The following is a 17,740-nucleotide window of genomic DNA, read 5'->3' on the forward strand; positions in this document are numbered from 1 at the left end:
TTCCCCACCCGCGCCCGGGGCTGTGGGATTTCCCGCCTCGCCCAGGCGTCTAAAGACCCCCTTCAGCAGCTTCAGAGCAGCAGGACGTCGACCTCCTCGCCCTCGGCCGCCGCGTCGACGTCCTCCGGCAGCACGATCAGGCAGTTGGCCTGCGTGAACGCGGCGAGCAGGTGCGATCCGGGCCCGCCGCGCGGCCCGACGATCCCGGTCACCTCGCCGAGGACCGGGGTGTAGACACCGCGCCGGTACTGACGCCGCCCGCGGGGCGAGGTCATCGGCTCGGTCAGCCGCGCCCGCACCTGCCGCCGCCCGACATCGGTGTGGCCCAGCGCGGTGAGCAGCGCCGGGCGCAGGAACGCCTCGAACGACACGAGCACGCTCACCGGGTTCCCGGGCAGGGTCACCACCGGCACGCCGTTCCAGCGCCCGGAACCCTGCGGCCCGCCCGGCTGCATGGCGATCTTGGCGAACTCGACGCCCTGGCCGGTCAGCGCGTCCTTGACCACCTCGTACGCGCCCGCGCTGACCCCGCCCGAGGTGACCAGCAGATCGGCGTCGGCGAGTTTCGGTTCGATCACCGCGCGGAACTCGCCGACGTCGTCCACGACGCTGCGGATCACCTCGACCGTGCAGCCGAGCCCGCGGATCGCGGCCGCCAGCATGACGCTGTTCGACTCGTAGATCTGCCCGTGCCGCAACGGTTCCGGCGCGTCGACCAGTTCCGAGCCGGTGGACGCGACGAGCACGCGCAGCGGCCGGTGCACCCGAACCTCGGCCAGCCCGACCGCCGCGGCGAGGCCGAGCTGGGAATGCCCGAGCACGGTCCCGGCACGCAACGCCACGGTGCCCTCGGCGACGTCCTCGCCGAGCCGCCGGATGTGCGCGTTCGCCCCGGCCGCGGCGAAGATCCGTACGACGTCCGTGCCGCGGTCGGTGTCCTCGACCATCACGACGGCGTCCGCGCCGGGCGGCAGCGGCGCGCCGGTCATGATCCGGTGCGCGGTGCCCGGCTTCAGGGGCGCGACGTCGATCCGGCCCGCCGGGATGTCGTCGGCGACCGGCAGTTCCACCGGTGTGTCCTTGCCCGCACCGGCGACGTCGGCGGCGCGCACCGCGTAGCCGTCCATCGCGGAGTTGTCGAAGGGCGGCAGCGACACCCCGGCGCGGACGTCCTCGGCGAGGACGAGCCCGGCGGCGTCGGCCAGCGGAACAGCGGTGGCGGGCGTGGTGCCGAGCAGTTCGGTCACCCGGTCCCGGTAGGCGTCGACGGAGATCACGCGGACCATCCTCCCCGCAACCGCCACTCGTGCAACACTCTCCCGCGTCACACGAGAAGTTCGGGGAGAAAAAATGCAGGTTCACCTCCGGCAGCAGCCGGCGTTCGCGGTCGCTCGGCTCATGCTCGCCCCTGGCGAGCCCGCCAGGGTGGAGTCCGGCGCGATGATGGCGACCAGCTACGGCGTGCAGGTCGAGTCGCGGGCGCAGGGCGGGATCATGAAGGGCCTCGGCCGGGCCGTGCTGGGCGGGGAGTCGTTCTTCATCTCCACCTACACCGCGCCGCAGAACGGTGGCTGGGTCGACGTCGCGGCCAACCTTCCCGGCGACATCCAGGTCGTCGAGCTCGACGGCCGGGTCGGCTGGTGCGTCACGCGCGGCTGCTGGCTCGCGTCCTCGCACGGGATCCAGACCGAGACGAAGTGGGGCGGGTTCAAGAACCTCTTCGGCGGCGAGGGCGGCTTCCTCACCCACGCCACCGGGCAGGGACAGCTCGTCGTCGCCTGCTATGGCGCGCTCGAAACGATCACGCTGCAGCAGGGCGAGGTCGTCACTATCGACACCGGGCACGTCGTCGCCTACGCCGACACCGTGCAGTACCAGGTCCGCAAGGTCTCCACCGGCATCATCCAGTCGATGAAGAGCGGCGAGGGCCTCGTCTTCGACTTCGCGGGCCCCGGCCAGGTGATGACGCAGACGCGGAACCCGTCCTCGCTGATCAGCTGGATCCTGAGTCACGTCCCGAGCCGCTGAGCCATGCGCGTACACACCAGACACACGCCGAACTTCGGTGTCGCCCGCGTGTTCCTCAGCCCCGGCGAAGCCGTGCAGGCCACCGGGGAGACGATGCTCGCGAGCAGCTTCGGCGTCACCGAAACCGTGCCGTCGCGCGGGGGTGTGCGGGCGGGCAAGACCGGTCCGTCGGTCTTCACCGCGCCCGGCGACGGCGGCTGGATCGACTTCGCGCCGGTCGCGCCCGGCGACGTCTACCCGCTCGAGTTCGACGGCTCGGCGGGCTGGTCGGTCCACCGCGACGCGCTGCTGGCGCGGCCGGCGTCGATCCGGCACGACCAGACGTGGCCGCCGCTGCAACAGTTGTTCGGCGCGGACTCCGGTTTTCTGGAGCACTACAGCGGAACCGGCTCGCTCGTGCTGGCCGCGCCCGGCCCGGTCGAGCAGTTCGAGCTGGCGCGCGGGGAACTCGTCACGGTCAGCCCGGACTACCTGCTGGCCTATCCGGACAGCGTGCAGTGCAGGCTGCGGGCGGTGGACCCCAGCGGGCCGCAGTCGCTGCGGACCGGCGAGGGTCTCGCGCTCGACTTCGCCGGTCCGGGCACCGTGCTGGTACAAGCCCGCAACCGTCGTCTTTCCCGAAGCTGACCTTGGGACGAATTGCCCATTGCCGCCACCCGTAATTCCGGTAGCGTGAACTTCACTCCATCCGTTGCCGGACAGCGGATCCTTTGTGCTGAGGGAGGGCGCCGTGGCAGTCGGCACCGTCAAATGGTTCAACTCGGAAAAGGGTTACGGGTTCATTGAATCCACGGAAGGGCCGGACGTCTTCGTCCACTATTCGGCCATCCAGGCGGAGGGATTCCGCACCCTTGACGAAGGCGACCGGGTCGAGTTCGAGGTGCAGGCGGGCAGGGACGGACGCAGCCAGGCGGCTGACGTACGGAAAGTTTCGTAACCGGCGAAGTGACCGGTTGGGCGAACCGGAAGCGGCCTCCGAAACCAGGGCGTTAGGCTGCGCTGCGTGACAGGCGATGTGTCGGGGGACCTCACCGGTCGCCGGCTGGGCAACTACCGGATCGACGCGGTGCTCGGCAAGGGCGGCATGAGCGTGACCTACAAGGCCACGGACGTGCGGCTCGGACGCAAGGTGGCACTGAAGGTCATCGGTGACCACCTCGGGGCCGACGCCGAGTTCCGTGAGCGCTTCGTGGACGAGGCGCGCAACACCTCCGCGATCGACCATGCCAACGTCGTGCCGCTGTACGACTTCGGCGAGCTCGACGGCATGCTCTACATCGCCATGCGCATGGTCGACGGCGGGGACCTCGCCGGCCTGATCTCGTCCGGCCCGATCGCGCCTGTTCGAGCCCTGTCCCTGCTCGACCAGGTCGCGGACGCGCTGGACACGCTGCACAACCGCGGTCTGGTGCACCTCGACGTCAAACCGGCGAACGTGCTGGTCACGAGCAAGGAGACCACGCGGGAGCACGTCTACGTCGCCGACTTCGGGCTGACGCGCCGCGGCGCGACCGGCCACCGGACCCGCGGCGGGGACTTCCTCGGCTCGCCCACCTACGCCGCGCCCGAGCACCTGCGCGGCGAGCCGCTGGACGGGCGGACCGACCAGTACGCGCTGACCTGCGTGCTCTACGCCTGCCTGACCGGCAGCCCGCCGTTCAAGGGCGACGTCCCGACGGTGATCAAGGGGCATCTGAACGGCGAACCGCCGTCCATCTCCCGGGTGGTCGCCCTTCCGGGGGGCATCGACGAGGTGATTCGCCGGGGAATGGCGAAGAATCCCTCCGATCGCTTCCCCAGCTGTGTTGAGATGATCGCCGCGGCGCGGCAGGCCCTCGGCCCGCTCGCGACGTCGGACCAGCCACCTGGTCCGCCGGGATCCGCGCCGGTGCAGGCTCCGGTGCGGCCCGGACCGCCGCACAACGCAGCAGTGCAGGGAGAAGGGGGCCCCGTGCAACCGTACGGAGGACAACAGCCCGGCTACGGCCAGGGACAGGGGCCGCAGGGCCAGCCGCCGCAGGGCCCGCCCCAGGGGCCGCCGCCCGGCCAGCCACCGCAAGGTCCGCCCCCCGGCTACGGCTACTCGCCGCCGGGCATGCCACCCGGCCCGCCGGGTCAGCCCGGTCCCGCCGGGCCGCCGCCCGGTTACGGCTATCCCGGCCAGCAGCCCGGGTTCCCCGGTCAGCCGGGGATGCCCCCGCAGGGCCCGCCGCCCGGCTACGGCCAGCAGGGCGACCCGATGCGGCTGCGCCCGCCCGCGCAGGTCGGCGGCGCCGACACCTTCCAGCAGACCAAGCGCGGCGGCGCCACCAAGTGGATCCTCATCGCCGTCGGCGTGCTCGTGGTCGCGGGGCTCGTCGTGGGCGCGATCTTCCTGTTCGGCAGCGACTCCGGCACCGGGGGCGGCGGACCGGCGACGACCGCGCCGAACATCCCGGTCGGCCCCGGCGGGTCGGGCTCGAACGCGCCGTCGTCCTCGCTGAAGGCCCCGCCGACGTCCATCTCGATCAGGCCGAGTTCCTGACCTGGTGTTCTTGCACTCTCATCCGGGGAGTGCTAAACACGAACTTGGCACTCGACGCCGTCGAGTGCCAGGCGCTCGGTCACCGACCGCGCGCCTGAAGGTCGGGACGGTGAGGCTGGCTCCTAACGGGGCGCAGTCGTCCGTCGCGGGCACCGAGCCTGGCCGTAAGGACGTGTCCTGCTGCTGCCGTCGCGCTGGCGGCGGACCAGCAGCGCCCAATACCGGAGGACCACACCGCAATGGCCAAACTGATCGCGTTCGACGAGGACGCCCGCCGCGGTCTCGAGCGCGGCTTGAACACCCTCGCCGAAGCCGTCAAGGTGACCCTCGGCCCGCGGGGCCGCAACGTCGTGCTCGAAAAGAAGTGGGGCGCGCCGACGATCACCAACGACGGTGTCTCCATCGCCAAGGAGATCGAGCTCGAGGACCCCTGGGAGAAGATCGGGGCCGAGCTCGTCAAGGAAGTTGCCAAGAAGACCGACGACGTCGCGGGTGACGGCACCACCACCGCCACCGTGCTCGCCCAGGCGCTCGTGCGCGAGGGCCTGCGCAACGTGGCCGCCGGCGCCGACCCGATCAGCCTGAAGCGGGGCATCGAGTCGGCCGTCGAGGCCGTCACCGAGCAGCTGCACAAGGCCGCCGTGCAGATCGAGACCAAGGAGCAGATCGCTGCCACCGCCTCGATCTCGGCCGCTGACCGCACCATCGGCGAGCTGATCGCCGAGGCGCTGGACAAGGTCGGCAAGGAAGGCGTCGTCACCGTCGAGGAGAGCAACACCTTCGGCCTCGAGCTCGAGCTCACCGAGGGTATGCGCTTCGACAAGGGCTACATCTCCGGTTACTTCGTGACCGACCCGGAGCGTCAGGAAGCCGAGCTGGAGGACCCGTACATCCTCCTCTTCGGTTCCAAGATCTCCACCGTCAAGGACGTGCTGCCGCTGCTGGAGAAGGTCATCCAGTCCGGCAAGCCGCTGCTGATCATCGCCGAGGACGTCGAGGGCGAGGCGCTGGCCACCCTGATCGTCAACAAGATGCGTGGCACCTTCAAGTCCGTCGCCGTCAAGGCCCCGGGCTTCGGTGACCGCCGCAAGGCGATCCTGCAGGACATCGCGATCCTGACCGGTGGCCAGGTCATCTCCGAGGACGTCGGCCTCAAGCTGGAGAACGCCGACCTTTCCCTGCTGGGCAAGGCGCGCAAGGCCGTCATCACCAAGGACGAGACCACGATCGTCGAGGGTGCGGGCGACGCCGACCAGATCCAGGGTCGCGTCAACCAGATCCGCGCCGAGATCGAGAACTCGGACTCGGACTACGACCGCGAGAAGCTGCAGGAGCGGCTGGCGAAGCTGGCCGGCGGCGTGGCCGTCATCAAGGCCGGTGCCGCCACCGAGGTCGAGCTCAAGGAGCGCAAGCACCGCATCGAGGACGCGGTGCGCAACGCCAAGGCCGCCGTGGAAGAGGGCATCGTCGCCGGTGGTGGCGTGGCCCTGATCCAGGCAGCCGAGGCCGCCTTCGCGGGCCTGAAGCTCGAGGGCGACGAGGCCACTGGTGCCAACATCGTCAAGGTCGCCGTCGAGGCGCCGCTCAAGCAGATCGCGATCAACGCCGGCCTCGAGGGCGGCGTCGTGGTGGAGAAGGTCAAGGGCCTGCCGCAGGGCCACGGCCTCAACGCCGCCACGGGCGAGTACGAGGACCTGCTCGCGGCCGGTGTTCCGGACCCGACGAAGGTCACCCGCTCCGCGCTGCAGAACGCCGCTTCCATCGCGGCGCTGTTCCTGACCACCGAGGCTGTCGTCGCGGACAAGCCGGAGAAGGCTGCCGCCGCTCCGGCCGACCCGTCCGGTGGCATGGGTGGCATGGACTTCTGAGTCCGGCTGCTTGAACCCCGGGAAAGCCCGGTCCGCTTCGGCGGGCCGGGCTTTTCTTTATGTGCTGCGGAGTCTTGTGCCGGGGCAGGTCCGGTGGGCGTTCAGCATGACCCGGCCCCGCGGACGGCAAAAGGCCCGGAGGCGGTTTCGCCTCCGGGCCGTTATGCCCCCTTGGTGCACCCCGGATCCTCCGGCGGGCACCGCTCCCCCTGCGACCGGTGCCCGCCAGGGTCAGGAGTCCGTGCCCTCCTCGGGCACCAGGATCGCGGCGGCCGCGTAGAGCAGGATTCCCGTGCCCGCCGAGAAGAAGGTGCCGACGACGAGCGCGATCCGCACGATCGAGGCGTCGACGCCGAAGTAGCTGGCCACGCCACCGCAGACGCCGGTGATCATCTTGTCGGTCCGGCTGCGGCGGAGCTGCTTGATGGACTTTTCCGGGGTGTACACGCTGTTCGTCATGGCTCAATGTTCGCCCGGACCGGGGCACCGCCACATCGGGGAACGGCCCGGAAGCCGACCCTGGACTCCGACCCTGAGACGGCTCGGGGTCCGGGTAAATCGGGTGCCGGGGGATGCTGAAGGGGACTTTCGTCGCATGGCATGCGAGGAAAGTCCCCTTCAGCGCGTCCTATGAGAGGAACGTCCCCTTCAGCTCAGGGCGCGGACGCGGGCGAGGCGGTCGAGCCAGGCGGCCTCGACTTCAGGCGAGGCGGCGACGGCGCCGGAATCGGCGAGGTCCGGCTCCGGCGCCTGCCGCGGCACCGGCAGGTAACCGTCCACAGGGGACAGTGATGCGGTGCTGACATCGCCTTCCAGCAAGGAAATCGTGCCCAGCCCGCACGCGAATTCCAGCTGGGGCAGGGCACCTGCCAGTGCCAGTCCCGCGGCCAGCCCGACGCTGGTGTCCACCGCGGACGACACCACGCAGGGCAGTCCGCAGGCCTCGGCGACTTCCAGTGCGCGCCGGACGCCACCCAGCGGGGCCACCTTCAGCACCGCGATGTCGGCGGCACCGGCCACCGCCACCTTCAGCGGATCCTCCGCGCGCCGGATCGACTCGTCGGCCGCGATCCGGACCTCGACGCGGCGGCGCACCTCGGCGAGTTCGTCGAGCGTCGCGCACGGCTGCTCGGCGTACTCCAGGCCCGCGGCCGCCTTGTCCAGCGCCTTGATCGCGTGGACCGCGGTCGCGACGTCCCAGGCGGTGTTGGCGTCGACCCGGATCGCACCGGACGGGCCGAGCGCGTCACGGACGGCCTCGATCCGTGCGCAGTCGTCGGCCAGGGAGGACCGGGGATCCGCGACCTTCACCTTCGCGGTGCGGCAGCCGGAGGCACGGACGAGCGCGTGGGCCTTCTCCGGGCTCACCACCGGGACGGTGGTGTTGATCTCGACCCGTTCGCGTACCGGTGCCGGCCAGCCGTGCTCGCTCGCCTCGAGCGCGGCGGCGAGCCAGGGGACGCTTTCGGCGTCGGAGTAGTCGGCGAACGGACAGAACTCGCCCCAGCCGGCGGAGCCGCGCATCAGCACGCCTTCACGGACCGTGATGCCGCGGAAGCGATTGCGCAACGGGATCGCGTAGACCTTCATCGCCGCCGATCATGCCACCCGGGATGAACGGCGGGAAACGCGTGCTTGACGGCAGGATTCCCGACAGAATGACGATCGTGGGCCTCGATTTCCGTGTGCTGGGTCCGGCCGAGGTCTTGGCCGAGGGGCGGCCGCTGCAGCTGGGAGGCAGCAGGCCGCTCATCGTGCTGGCCGGACTCCTGCTGCGGGCCAACCAGGTCGTCTCGGTCGACGAGCTCGGCCGGTGGCTGTGGGACGACGACCGCCGCCGGTCCAAGGGCGCGCTGCAGACCTACGTCCTGCGGCTGCGCCGCGCCCTCGGCGACCAGGTGACGGTGCACACCGAGCGCGGCGGCTACCTCATCGAAGTCGACGAGAGCGCGCTCGATCTCAGCCGGTTCCGCACATTGGCCGACCGGGGGAAGACCGCCGTGGAGCGCGGCGAACTCCGTCAGGCTGTCGCCCACTACGCCGACGCGCTCGCCCAGTGGCGCGGGCCCGCGTTGCAGAACGTCGAATCCGAGGCGTTGCACCGCGACGAAGCGGGCCAGCTCACCGAGGAACGGCTGCGGGTGCGCGAGCAGTGGGCCGACGCGGTGATCGCGGTCGGCGAGTACGGCACGCTGATCCTCGCGCTGAGCCGCATCACCCGGGAGAACCCGCTGCGTGAGCGGCTGCACGAGCAGCTCATGATCGCGCTGTACCGCTCGGGCAGGCGGGCCGAGGCGCTCGAGGTGTACGACCGCATCAGCTCCGTCCTCGCCGAGGAACTCGGCCTCGACCCCGGCGCGTCGTTGCAGCACACCCGGCAGATGATCCTGACCGGCGAGGACGAGGAGGTCATCGGCCTGCAGCCCGCGCACTACCGGATCGCCGCGGAGCCGCTGGTGCCCCGCCAGCTCCCCGCGGACCTGCGGGCGTTCTCCGGCCGGGAAAGCGATCTCAAGGCGCTGCACGCGCTGATGCCGGAGGCGCTGGACGCGGGCACGTCGACGCCGATCGCGTCCATCGAGGGGATGGGCGGCATCGGCAAGACCACGCTCGCCGTGCACTTCGCGCACGAGATCGGCGAGCGCTTTCCCGGCGGCCAGGTGTATCTCAATCTGCGCGGCTACGGCCCCGGTGACCCCGTCGAGCCGCTCGCCGCGCTGCAGACGATGCTCACCGCTGTCGGCGTCCCGGCCGACGAACTCCCGTGCGGGCTCGACGATCGCGCCGCGCTGTGGCGGACGCACAGCGCGGGCCGCAGGCTGATGATCCTGCTCGACAACGCGAACAGCACCGAGCAGGTACGGCCGCTGCTGCCGGGGCCGGGCTGTCTGGTGCTGGTGACCAGCCGCTGGCAGCTGCGGGCGCTCGTCGCGACCTACGGCGCGCGGCGGATCGCGCTGGAGGAACTGGACGAACAGGACGCCGTCGCGTTGCTGGCCTCCACGATCGGCCTGGAGCGGACGAGCGCGGATCCGGCCGCGACCGAACGGTTCGTGCGGCACTGCGGTGGCCTGCCGCTGGCGATCCGCATCCTCGCCGTGCGGGCGGGGCAGTTCCCGGATCTGCCGCTGGGCGAGTTCGTCGCCGCGGTCGAACGCGAGCCGGACCGGCTGGGGTCATTCGATCTCTCGGACGGCGACGAGACGAACGTCCGCTCGGTGTTTTCGTACTCCTACCAGGCGCTGGACCCCGAGGCGGCGCGTCTGCTGCGGCTGCTCGGGACGTCCACGGGGGTCGATTTCACCGCGCCGGCGGCGGCCGCCATCGCGGGGCTCGACCCGGCGCGGACCCGGCTGCTGCTGGGCATGCTGACCTCGGCTCATCTGCTCTCCGAACCGCGCCCCGGCCGGTACCAGTTCCACGACCTGATCCGGGCCTACGCCGACGAGGTCTCGCGGAGTGTCGACACGGGCGAGACGCGGACGGCCGCGCTCACCCGGCTCGTCGACTGGTATCTGGCCTCGGCCTTCAACGCGTCGTACGCGATGCGCCCGGAGCGGTACTACCGGCTGCTGGACGCGGACGGGACCGGTGGGCTCGAGTTCGGTGACTACCACGAAGCGCTGGACTGGTTCGGGGACGAGTGCGGGAACCTCATCGCGGCCGTGCACCTGGCCTGTGACCTCCGGTTGTACGGCTCGTGCTGGCAGCTCGCCTGGCTCGCGCAGTCCTACTTCGCCGCGAAGGCCCGGCTCGACGACTGGCGCGCGGTGTTCGAGGTCGCGCTCGAGGCGGCGCGGGCCGAACGGAACCGGCCGGGCGAGGCGGGCATCCTCAGCGGGCTCGGCGTCGTCAACGGTGTCGCCAGGGACTACGCGGAATCGCGGCGCTATCTGGAACAGGTGCTGGCGATCCAGCGTGAGCTCGGCTCGGCCGAAGGGCAGGCGCGGGCGCAGTACAACCTGGCGATGGCCGCGCACAACCTCGACGATCTCCCGTGGGCGTACGAGCACGGCGTCGAGGCGCTGCGGATCGTGCGGAGCCTCGGCCTCCGCGGGTTCGAGGCGAGTGTGCTGCGGGCGCTCGGCGACATCTGCACGTCGATGGGCGACCACGGGCAGGCGCTGGAGCTTGCGGACACCGCGCTGGCGATCGAGCGGCCGAACGGCAGGCCCGAGGACGGCCGCTTTTCGTTGCACACCCGTGGAACCGCGTTGATCGGCCTCGGCAAGTACGACGAGGGCATCGCGTGCATGCGGCGGGCCGTCGACATGTTCTTCACGATGGGCGAGCAGTACGAGGCGGCGGACGTACTGGCGCAGCTCGGCTCCCACCACCTGCGGCACGGGGCGAGAGCGGAGGCCAGGGACTGCTGGCTGCGTTCGGTCCGGTTGCTCACCGAACTCGGCCATCCGGACGCCGACGACGTACGCGCCAAGCTCGCGGCGCTCGTCGGCGCGACTGCCTGACCGGGGCGCAGTCTGATCGGGTGGAGCCTGACCGGGCGGGGAAGCCTGCCGCGGGCGACCCGCGTGTCGACCCCCAGTCACAACACGCAGGCCACCCGCCCCCGCGTCCTTACTCAACACGAAGCCGCTCACTGTCCGCTGACTGTCGAACGTCAGCCTCCGCCTTTCGACGGTGGGCGTGGCGCGAAGTTGATCACGGCGAGGCATGGACGTCCCAGCGATCGGGTGAGTCCGCGGTACTGGTCTGGACCGTTCGGGGTGCGGTGTCGATCATCGCTCTGTTCCTGTCTCCGGTGGGGGTTTCTCGGGTGCTCACCCGCGGCGCCGGGCGCGCAGGCGCAGGCGCTGGTGATGGCACCTGTGGCGGGCTGCCCAGGCGACGGGTTTGCTCCGGAAGGCGTGCGGTGCCCGGCGGCGCGAGTGGATCAAGGACGGGTGTACCGGAAAACCGGACACGCGTCCCGAAATCAGCCCTGGCGTCACGGACACGCGGGTGGAGCGGGTGGTCAGGCCCAGGAGAACCTCCAGTGTCGCGCGCGGACCAGGCTTGCCGCGTACTCGCGGAGGGTGCCCGGCTGGCCGGTGAACGTGGGCAGGCTGAACGCGCGATGCTCGGCGGCGACGGTCAGCGCCCGCGCCTGCGTGCGAGGCGGTGCCGCGACCGACAGCTCCAGCGAGTCGAAGCCGAGGACGATCAGCGTCGCGCCGAACCGATCTTCCCAGCTGCGCAGCACCGCGGAGAGTTCGGCGACCTGATCGGTCGACTTGATCATTCCGGTCCAGCCGAGCAGTGCCGGGATGTCGGCGGGCCGCTCGGTCTGGACCAGGCCGAGCCGGTGCTGCCCGCGCGCGGCGAGCACCGATCCGGTGTTGCCCGCCTCGGCCAGCGGATCGGACTTGCGGGCGGTCCGCCGGGCCAGGCCGGGGAACCGGGCGCCGAACGGGCGCAGGCAGGCGCCGTCACAGCAGGAGCCGTCCCACCAGCGGGCCAGCACCGCCTCCGGATCCGCCGAGGCGACGCGGTGCTGCGCGGGCGCGAGCCTGCCGCGATCGTCGATCCAGTCCTCGCCATTGGCGGCGAACCGCTGATCGTGCGGGATCAGCACCGGCCACAGCCCCGACCGCTCGAACTCGGCGACGCAGCCGAGATACCGCTCCGGTCGCGTCAGCGGTGTGTCCGACACCCAGATACGGCCGTGCCAGTGGCCGGGCGGCAGGGTCTGGACCGGTGGTGCCCCGCTGCCGGGGCGGATCGGTGCGATGGTCATGATTTCCCCTCGAACTGGTGTTCGGCTTGCGCTGCCGATACGAACACTAGTTCGAACCACCGACAGTTTCACTCCCCCGATTGGTGGCTTCCCAAAACCCCAGTTCAGCGGCTCCGCCGCGCCTCACCCCCGTGTGGGCAGCCCCCTCCCGCCCTGGGGGGCGACCCCGATAACAGTCTATCGGGGAGGGGCGACGAAAACGGGGCCTCGGCGAATCTGTGGACAACCGGGGTGGTTGTGGACAACCCGGGTTCGGCGTGACGGGGGCAGGACGCGGCTGAGCAGCCGCGGCGCGGTCCGGGCGAGGGGCGAGGGCGTGAATGCCACATCGAGGGAATCAGCGTCCCCCAATGTGGCATTCACGGACCAACCCCCGGTCACGCCAGAAAGCCGATCAGCCGTCCCGTGTGGACAGCCGGGCGTACGCGAGCGACAGGCCGATCACGATGTAGCACGCGGCGCGCAGCGCGCCCTCGCCGAGCATCGAGGTGCCGATCGGGTCGGTGAGCACCTCGGCGGGCGCGACCGACCAGTTCCGCGTCAGCAGGAACGGGTGCAGCCATTTCAGCGAGGACAGGAACCCGAGGATCGTGAACACGATGTCGGTGGCGAGCACCGTCGCGACCACGAGCATCGGATGCTCGGTCCAGGTCGAGATCGCCAGCGCCACGGCGCCGACGGCCCACAGCTGCAGCACGATCCAGCCCGCCACGAGCAGGATCCGCAGGAGCGCGCCGCCCAGCGAAAGCGTGCTCCCGGACAGCGTGAACAGCGCGCCGCCGCCGTTGATGACGAGGCCGGTGGCCATGCCGGTGATCACCATCGCCAGCACCGAAACCACCGAAACGGTGGCGACGCCGAACGCCTTGACCGCCAGCAGCCTGCCCCGGCTCACCGGCGCGATCAGCCAGCCGCGCAGGGTGCCGTGCGCGGCCTCGCCCGCCACCGCGTCGGCGCCCGCCATCGCGGTCGCCAGCGGGAGCAGCAGGGTCAGCGTCATGGTCAGCGCGGCGATCGGCAGGATGAAGGCGTTGTTGACGGCGGAGGCGAGCAGCGCGCCGCCGCTGTCGTCCGGCGGCCCGCCCGAGGTGTCGTTCTCCGACACGAACGTCAGCCCGATGCCGATCACGACGGGGACCAGCGCGAGCAGCCCGAGCACGGCGAGCGTGCGCGGACGGCGGAAGATCCAGCGCAGTTCGGCGCGGACGAGCCTGAACAGCGGCACGGTGTCGTGCCCGGTGCGGGACGCCACCGCCGGCGTCGCGAGAGCCTGCGTCATGATTCCCCCTCGACAGCCGCTTCGTCCATTGTGGACGAATCGGCCTGGGTCAGGCGCGCGAACAGGTCTTCCAGCCCGGTCCGCGCCCGGGTCGCCTCGTGCACGGCGACTCCGGCGCCGACGAGCACTTCGAGCACCTTCGGGGCCGGGGTCGCGGTGAGGTCCGCACGGACCCCGTCCGGGGTGAGCCGGGCGCCGATCCTGTTCTCCCGCAACGTTTCCATCGCCAGCTCGGCGTCCGGTGTCCGCACCAGCAGCGCCGCGTTGCCCGATTCCAGCAGGTCCGCCAGCTCGCCCTGGGCGACCACGTTCCCGGACTGGAGCACCGCGACATGGGTGCAGGTCGCCTCGACCTCGGCCAGCAGATGCGACGACACCAGCACGGTGACGCCGTCCGCGTGCAGTTCGGCGATGATCCGGCGGATCTCCCTGGTACCCGCCGGGTCGAGGCCGTTGGTCGGTTCGTCCAGCACCACCATCCGGCGCGGCACGAGCAGCACGCTCGCGAGCCCCAGCCGCTGCTTCATGCCGAGCGAGTAGCCCTTGTACCGCCGCCGTGCCGCGTCGGTGAGCCCGACGCGCTCGAGCGCCGCGTCCACGGCCGCCGGGATGCCCGCAGACGCGAGCCGCGGTTCCGCGGCGGCGAAGCGCAGCAGGTTGTCCCGTCCGGACAGGAAGGGGTGGAATCCCGGCCCCTCGACCAGCGCGCCGACGTCGGGCAGCGCGTGCGCGGCGTCGTCGGGCATCGGCCTGCCGAGCAACTCGACTTCGCCCTCGGTGGGGCGGACCAGGCCCAGCAGCATCCGGATCGTGGTGGTCTTGCCCGAGCCGTTCGGCCCGAGCATGCCCAGCACGGCCCCCTCCGGGACGTCGAGGTCGACGTGGTCGACCGCGACCGTGCCCCGGTACACCTTCCGCAGCCCCCGCGTGCGTGCCGCCAGCGGAACCGCGGGGGCGGCTGCCTCGTTCGAGACAGCCGCCCCGGCTTCGACCGTGCTGGTCACTTCGCGCCCAGCGCTTCGTACAGGACCTGCTCCGGCACCGCTCCGGCGGCGAAGCGGCCGTCGTCGGTCAGCACGCCGGTGCCCACCTTCGTGGTGACCAGGTAGCCGCTGCCCCACGGGCCGCTGACCTTCTTGGCGAACCGGTCGAGCAGCGCCCTCGGGTCCCCGTTGCGGCCCTCGTGCCCCTGCTTCTCCTGGCTCTGGCCCTGCTGCTGCTTGAAGTTCAGCGCGTCCGCGGGCAGCTTGCCGGTGATGACGGTGTCCCAGCCGTCGCCGACGAACTTGAAGCCGTCAGCGAACTTCTCGGCCTCGGCACGGGTCTTGTCGTCGATCTTCGGCTGCTTCTCGGTCACCTTCGCGCCCGGCGGCGGGGTGAAGGTGAACAGGTCCGCCGCCTGAGGGGCGAACTTGATGTCGTTGAACGCGATCTCCAGCGCCGGCGTGGCGGTGCCGTTGCTGAGCACCGAAAGCCGCAGCGGCATCCGGGTCTGCGAGTCCACCGCGACGCGGATTTCGCGCAGCAGCGTGCGTTCGGTCGGCTTCGGCGTCAGGACCAGTTCGTACGCCGGACGGTTCGCCACCGTGGCGGTGCCGTTGACCGCGACGTTGCTGGACTCGCGCACCTTCCCCAGGATCTGCGAGGCGGCGGTGCTCGGGTCGGTCACCTGGCCGTTCTCGTGGGCCTTGGCCTTGCCGAGCGCGTCGGCCGGGATCGTCGTCTTGGTGACGCTGTTGTTCTTGGAGCTGTAGTCCCAGACCGTCGCGCCGTCGTGGACGATCGTCTCCTGCGTGGCACCGCGGGTGATCGACACCTTGCTCTTGCCGTTGCCGTCGGTGAACACGTGCGCGGAGTCGGCGTTGAGCGTGCCGACCCCCGGCAGCGCGTTCCCGACCGCGGGCAGCCCCAGGTTGTTGGTCATCTTGAGCGTGCCGTCGAACGCCTCGTGCTTGGCGGTCACCACGGACTGCACGAGGTCGTCCGCGTTGACCGGCGGCAGCGCGGGAGCGTCCCCGGCGCTCGCGGGCATCGCGGCGAACACGAGCCCGCCGACACCGAGCGCGGTGCCGACGACGGCCGCGGTGATGGCCTTCTTCTTCGGATCCATGCGTCTCTCCCTGTTATCCCGGGCTCCAGTGTTGCCCGGCTCCCAGCGACGACACTTCCCGCCCGAGACTGAGATATCCCTGAAGGTCCCCTCTCCAGGCTGAGATGGCGCTGAGAGGTCACCCGTGATCCGGACGAACCGGGAATGATGAGTGCTGTGAAACCTCGGGTACTGGTGGTCGACGACGAGCTGGGCGTGCGCAAGGCGCTGCAGCGCGGGCTGCGCGCGGAGGGGATGGACGTCGTCACGGCGGCGGACGGCCCGAGCGGATTGCAGCTGGCGCGGACGGGCTCGTTCGACGTCGTGCTGCTCGACATCATGCTGCCCGGACTGTCCGGCTACCGGGTCCTCGAGCGGCTGCGCGGCGAAGGGATCGCGACGCCGGTGCTGATGATCTCGGCCAAGGACGGCGAGGTCGACCAGGCCGACGGGCTCGACCTCGGCGCCGATGGCTACCTGGTCAAGCCGTTCTCGTTCGTCGTGCTGGTCGCGCAGGTCCGCGCGGTGCTGCGCCGGGCGGGGCCGGAGGCCACCAGGGGAGCGCTGCGGCTGGGCGCGCTCGAAATCGACCGCGGGCTGCGCCAGGTCCGCTGGAACGGTACGGAGATCCCGCTCAGCCCGCGCGAGTTCGCGCTGCTGGAGGTGCTGGTCGGACGTGCCGGCACGGTGGTGACCAAGGACGAGCTGCTGCGCGCGGTCTGGGGTGAGGAGCAGGCCGTGACGCGCAACCTCGTCGAGGTGTACGTCGGCTACGTGCGGCGCAAGCTCGAATCGGCGGGTGCCGGTGCCCTGCTGCGCACCGTGCGCGGGCACGGCTACCTGGCCTCCGACGAGAAACTCGACGAGGTCATCACGCCGGCGGGCCAGGGGTGATCGGGTCGCCGTCCTGGTGGCGCGGCCGGTCGCTGCAGGTCCGCATCACCCTGCTGGCCACCGCGATCACGCTCGGCTGCCTGCTCGGTCTCGCCGCGCTCGCGGCGAACAAGCTCGAACCGCTGCTCGTCGATTCCGTCGACGGGGCGCTCAAGAGCGCGCTCGGCCCGGCGACCGCCGAAGTCGCGGCCGGACAGCCGCTCACCGGCGCGTCCCCGGTCACCGTGCGGGTGCTCGACATCGCGGGCGGCCCGGTGGACGGCCAGCCGCCGTCCGGTCTCGGCGCGGACCAGGTCGGCCTGCTCAAGGCGGGGCAGCCGGTGCAGACCGATGGCGTCCGCTGGCTGGGGACCGTGGTCAGCGCGCCGGACGGGAGCCAGCGATTGGTCGCCGCCGGGGCAGGGCTGGTCGGGTTCACCGCGGCCGTGCACTACGGCGGGGTCTGGCTGGTCGTCGTCGCGTCGGTGGGGGCGCTGGTCGCCGGGCTCGCGACCTGGCTGGTGGTGCGGATGGCGCTGCGGCCGGTGGCACGGATGCGGGGTTCGGTGCGTTCGCTGCCGCCGGGCGAGCGGCTGCCGCTGCCCGACTCGCACGACGAGCTGCGGGCGCTCGCCGAGGAGTTCAACGCGCTGCTCGTCCGGCAGGAACAGGCGAAGGAGCGGCTGCGGCGGTTCACCGGCGACGCCGCGCACGAACTGCGCTCACCCGTCGCGTCGATCCGGGTGCAGGCGGAGGTCGCCGTGACCAATCCGGATCCCGAGCTGGCGCAGGAGACGCTTTCGGACATCCTCACCGAGGCCGAACGGCTGTCCGCCCTGCTCGACGGCTTGCTCACGCTCGCGCGTTCGGACGCCGGAGAAATCCCGCCCGGCGAGCCGGTGGAGTTGGTGAGCGAGGTCCGCGCCGCGGTGGGCCGATTGCCCGCCGGCGCCCCGGAAACGCGGGTGAGCAGCGCCGTCGCGCAGGCCTGGGCGTGGGCGGCGCATGCCGAGGTCGAGGTCGTGCTGGACAACCTGTTGCGCAACGCCTGCCGGTACGCGCGGGGCATGATCGTGGTCTCGGTGCTGGTGACGCGCTCGAGCGTGCGGGTCGTGGTCGACGACGACGGGCCGGGAATCGCGCCGGAGCACCGCGCGAAGGTGTTCGACCGGTTCTACCGGGTCTCCGACGACCGCGCGCGTTCCTCCGGCGGCACCGGCCTGGGGCTGGCGATGGTCGCCGAAACGGTGCGGCGGCGGGGCGGCACGGTCCGGGTGGGGGAGTCGCCCGACGGCGGTGCCCGGTTCCAGGTGACCTGGCGGATGGCCCAGTAGGTTCTGCG

At 71.3% G+C, this 17,740-nt stretch carries 15 protein-coding genes; 8 read left to right on the plus strand and 7 right to left on the minus strand.

What is annotated here, in order from left to right; translation table 11 throughout:
• Positions 1-71 precede the first annotated feature (71 nt).
• Entirely contained in the window at positions 72-1,277 is a 1,206-nt protein-coding gene (gene glp, locus ACFWX1_RS34085; RefSeq protein ID WP_378393877.1) for a gephyrin-like molybdotransferase Glp, read from the minus strand.
• A 73-nt stretch (positions 1,278-1,350) separates the two neighbouring features.
• Here glp and ACFWX1_RS34090 point away from each other — a divergent pair, with 73 nt between their 5' ends.
• The 5 genes from ACFWX1_RS34090 to groL all read left to right on the plus strand — a co-directional run bounded on the left by ACFWX1_RS34090 (position 1,351) and on the right by groL (position 6,420).
• A complete protein-coding gene (locus ACFWX1_RS34090) occupies positions 1,351-2,028 on the plus strand; it encodes a TIGR00266 family protein (RefSeq protein WP_378393878.1) in 678 nt (225 codons plus the stop codon).
• Between the two features lie 3 nt (positions 2,029-2,031).
• Positions 2,032-2,655 carry an AIM24 family protein gene (locus ACFWX1_RS34095; RefSeq protein WP_378393879.1) on the plus strand — a complete coding sequence of 208 codons (624 nt, stop codon included), beginning with the start codon at positions 2,032-2,034 and terminating at the stop codon, positions 2,653-2,655.
• Positions 2,656-2,758: 103 nt separating this feature from the next.
• Positions 2,759-2,965 carry a cold-shock protein gene (locus tag ACFWX1_RS34100; protein ID WP_378331716.1) on the plus strand — a complete coding sequence of 69 codons (207 nt, stop codon included), beginning with the start codon at positions 2,759-2,761 and terminating at the stop codon, positions 2,963-2,965.
• A gap of 66 nt (positions 2,966-3,031) precedes the next feature.
• Positions 3,032-4,552 (plus strand): serine/threonine-protein kinase, encoded by a 1,521-nt coding sequence (locus tag ACFWX1_RS34105; protein ID WP_378393880.1) that lies wholly within the window; start codon positions 3,032-3,034, stop codon positions 4,550-4,552.
• Between the two features lie 239 nt (positions 4,553-4,791).
• Entirely contained in the window at positions 4,792-6,420 is a 1,629-nt protein-coding gene (gene groL, locus ACFWX1_RS34110; RefSeq protein ID WP_378393881.1) for a chaperonin GroEL, read from the plus strand.
• Between the two features lie 231 nt (positions 6,421-6,651).
• Here the strand turns inward: groL and ACFWX1_RS34115 are convergent, their stop codons facing one another.
• Together ACFWX1_RS34115 and ACFWX1_RS34120 are read right to left on the minus strand one after the other, a co-directional pair.
• A complete protein-coding gene (locus ACFWX1_RS34115; RefSeq protein WP_378393882.1) occupies positions 6,652-6,879 on the minus strand; it encodes a PspC domain-containing protein in 228 nt (75 codons plus the stop codon).
• 189 nt (positions 6,880-7,068) lie between these two features.
• Positions 7,069-8,010 (minus strand): o-succinylbenzoate synthase, encoded by a 942-nt coding sequence (locus ACFWX1_RS34120; RefSeq protein WP_378393883.1) that lies wholly within the window; start codon positions 8,008-8,010, stop codon positions 7,069-7,071.
• Between the two features lie 68 nt (positions 8,011-8,078).
• Here ACFWX1_RS34120 and ACFWX1_RS34125 point away from each other — a divergent pair, with 68 nt between their 5' ends.
• Positions 8,079-10,889: a BTAD domain-containing putative transcriptional regulator gene (locus ACFWX1_RS34125; protein ID WP_378393884.1), complete on the plus strand. Its 2,811-nt coding sequence runs from the start codon at positions 8,079-8,081 to the stop codon at positions 10,887-10,889.
• A gap of 506 nt (positions 10,890-11,395) precedes the next feature.
• On the opposite strand, the gene ACFWX1_RS34130 is transcribed toward ACFWX1_RS34125, so the two are convergent.
• From ACFWX1_RS34130 to ACFWX1_RS34145, 4 genes are all read right to left on the minus strand, one after another.
• Positions 11,396-12,157: a DUF4253 domain-containing protein gene (locus tag ACFWX1_RS34130; RefSeq protein WP_378393885.1), complete on the minus strand. Its 762-nt coding sequence runs from the start codon at positions 12,155-12,157 to the stop codon at positions 11,396-11,398.
• A gap of 394 nt (positions 12,158-12,551) precedes the next feature.
• Positions 12,552-13,436 carry an ABC transporter permease gene (locus tag ACFWX1_RS34135; protein ID WP_378393886.1) on the minus strand — a complete coding sequence of 295 codons (885 nt, stop codon included), beginning with the start codon at positions 13,434-13,436 and terminating at the stop codon, positions 12,552-12,554.
• Positions 13,433-14,440 (minus strand): ABC transporter ATP-binding protein, encoded by a 1,008-nt coding sequence (locus ACFWX1_RS34140; RefSeq protein ID WP_378393887.1) that lies wholly within the window; start codon positions 14,438-14,440, stop codon positions 13,433-13,435. The genes ACFWX1_RS34135 and ACFWX1_RS34140 overlap by 4 nt, the downstream gene beginning before the upstream one ends.
• Positions 14,437-15,546: an outer membrane lipoprotein carrier protein LolA gene (locus tag ACFWX1_RS34145; protein WP_378393888.1), complete on the minus strand. Its 1,110-nt coding sequence runs from the start codon at positions 15,544-15,546 to the stop codon at positions 14,437-14,439. The genes ACFWX1_RS34140 and ACFWX1_RS34145 overlap by 4 nt, the downstream gene beginning before the upstream one ends.
• Positions 15,547-15,690: 144 nt before the next feature.
• Here ACFWX1_RS34145 and ACFWX1_RS34150 point away from each other — a divergent pair, with 144 nt between their 5' ends.
• Both ACFWX1_RS34150 and ACFWX1_RS34155 read left to right on the plus strand, forming a co-directional pair.
• Positions 15,691-16,419: a response regulator transcription factor gene (locus tag ACFWX1_RS34150; protein WP_378329344.1), complete on the plus strand. Its 729-nt coding sequence runs from the start codon at positions 15,691-15,693 to the stop codon at positions 16,417-16,419.
• Positions 16,416-17,732, plus strand: a complete 1,317-nt coding sequence (locus ACFWX1_RS34155) for a sensor histidine kinase (RefSeq protein ID WP_378393889.1) — start codon at positions 16,416-16,418, stop codon at positions 17,730-17,732. Before ACFWX1_RS34150 ends, ACFWX1_RS34155 begins: the two co-directional genes overlap by 4 nt.
• Positions 17,733-17,740: the final 8 nt, after the last annotated feature.

The sequence above is a fragment of the Amycolatopsis sp. NPDC059021 genome, assembly GCF_042739895.1.
GTDB lineage: Bacteria > Actinomycetota > Actinomycetes > Mycobacteriales > Pseudonocardiaceae > Amycolatopsis.

Coding starts and splice junctions, on each gene's coding strand:
- ACFWX1_RS34090 (WP_378393878.1), top strand. CDS start 1,351: ATGCAGGTTCACCTCCGGCAGCAGCCGGCGTTCGCGGTCGCTCGGCTC.
- ACFWX1_RS34095 (WP_378393879.1), top strand. CDS start 2,032: ATGCGCGTACACACCAGACACACGCCGAACTTCGGTGTCGCCCGCGTG.
- groL (WP_378393881.1), top strand. CDS start 4,792: ATGGCCAAACTGATCGCGTTCGACGAGGACGCCCGCCGCGGTCTCGAG.
- ACFWX1_RS34115 (WP_378393882.1), bottom strand. CDS start 6,879: ATGACGAACAGCGTGTACACCCCGGAAAAGTCCATCAAGCAGCTCCGC.
- ACFWX1_RS34120 (WP_378393883.1), bottom strand. CDS start 8,010: ATGAAGGTCTACGCGATCCCGTTGCGCAATCGCTTCCGCGGCATCACG.
- ACFWX1_RS34125 (WP_378393884.1), top strand. CDS start 8,079: ATGACGATCGTGGGCCTCGATTTCCGTGTGCTGGGTCCGGCCGAGGTC.
- ACFWX1_RS34130 (WP_378393885.1), bottom strand. CDS start 12,157: ATGACCATCGCACCGATCCGCCCCGGCAGCGGGGCACCACCGGTCCAG.
- ACFWX1_RS34135 (WP_378393886.1), bottom strand. CDS start 13,436: ATGACGCAGGCTCTCGCGACGCCGGCGGTGGCGTCCCGCACCGGGCAC.
- ACFWX1_RS34145 (WP_378393888.1), bottom strand. CDS start 15,546: ATGGATCCGAAGAAGAAGGCCATCACCGCGGCCGTCGTCGGCACCGCG.
- ACFWX1_RS34150 (WP_378329344.1), top strand. CDS start 15,691: ATGATGAGTGCTGTGAAACCTCGGGTACTGGTGGTCGACGACGAGCTG.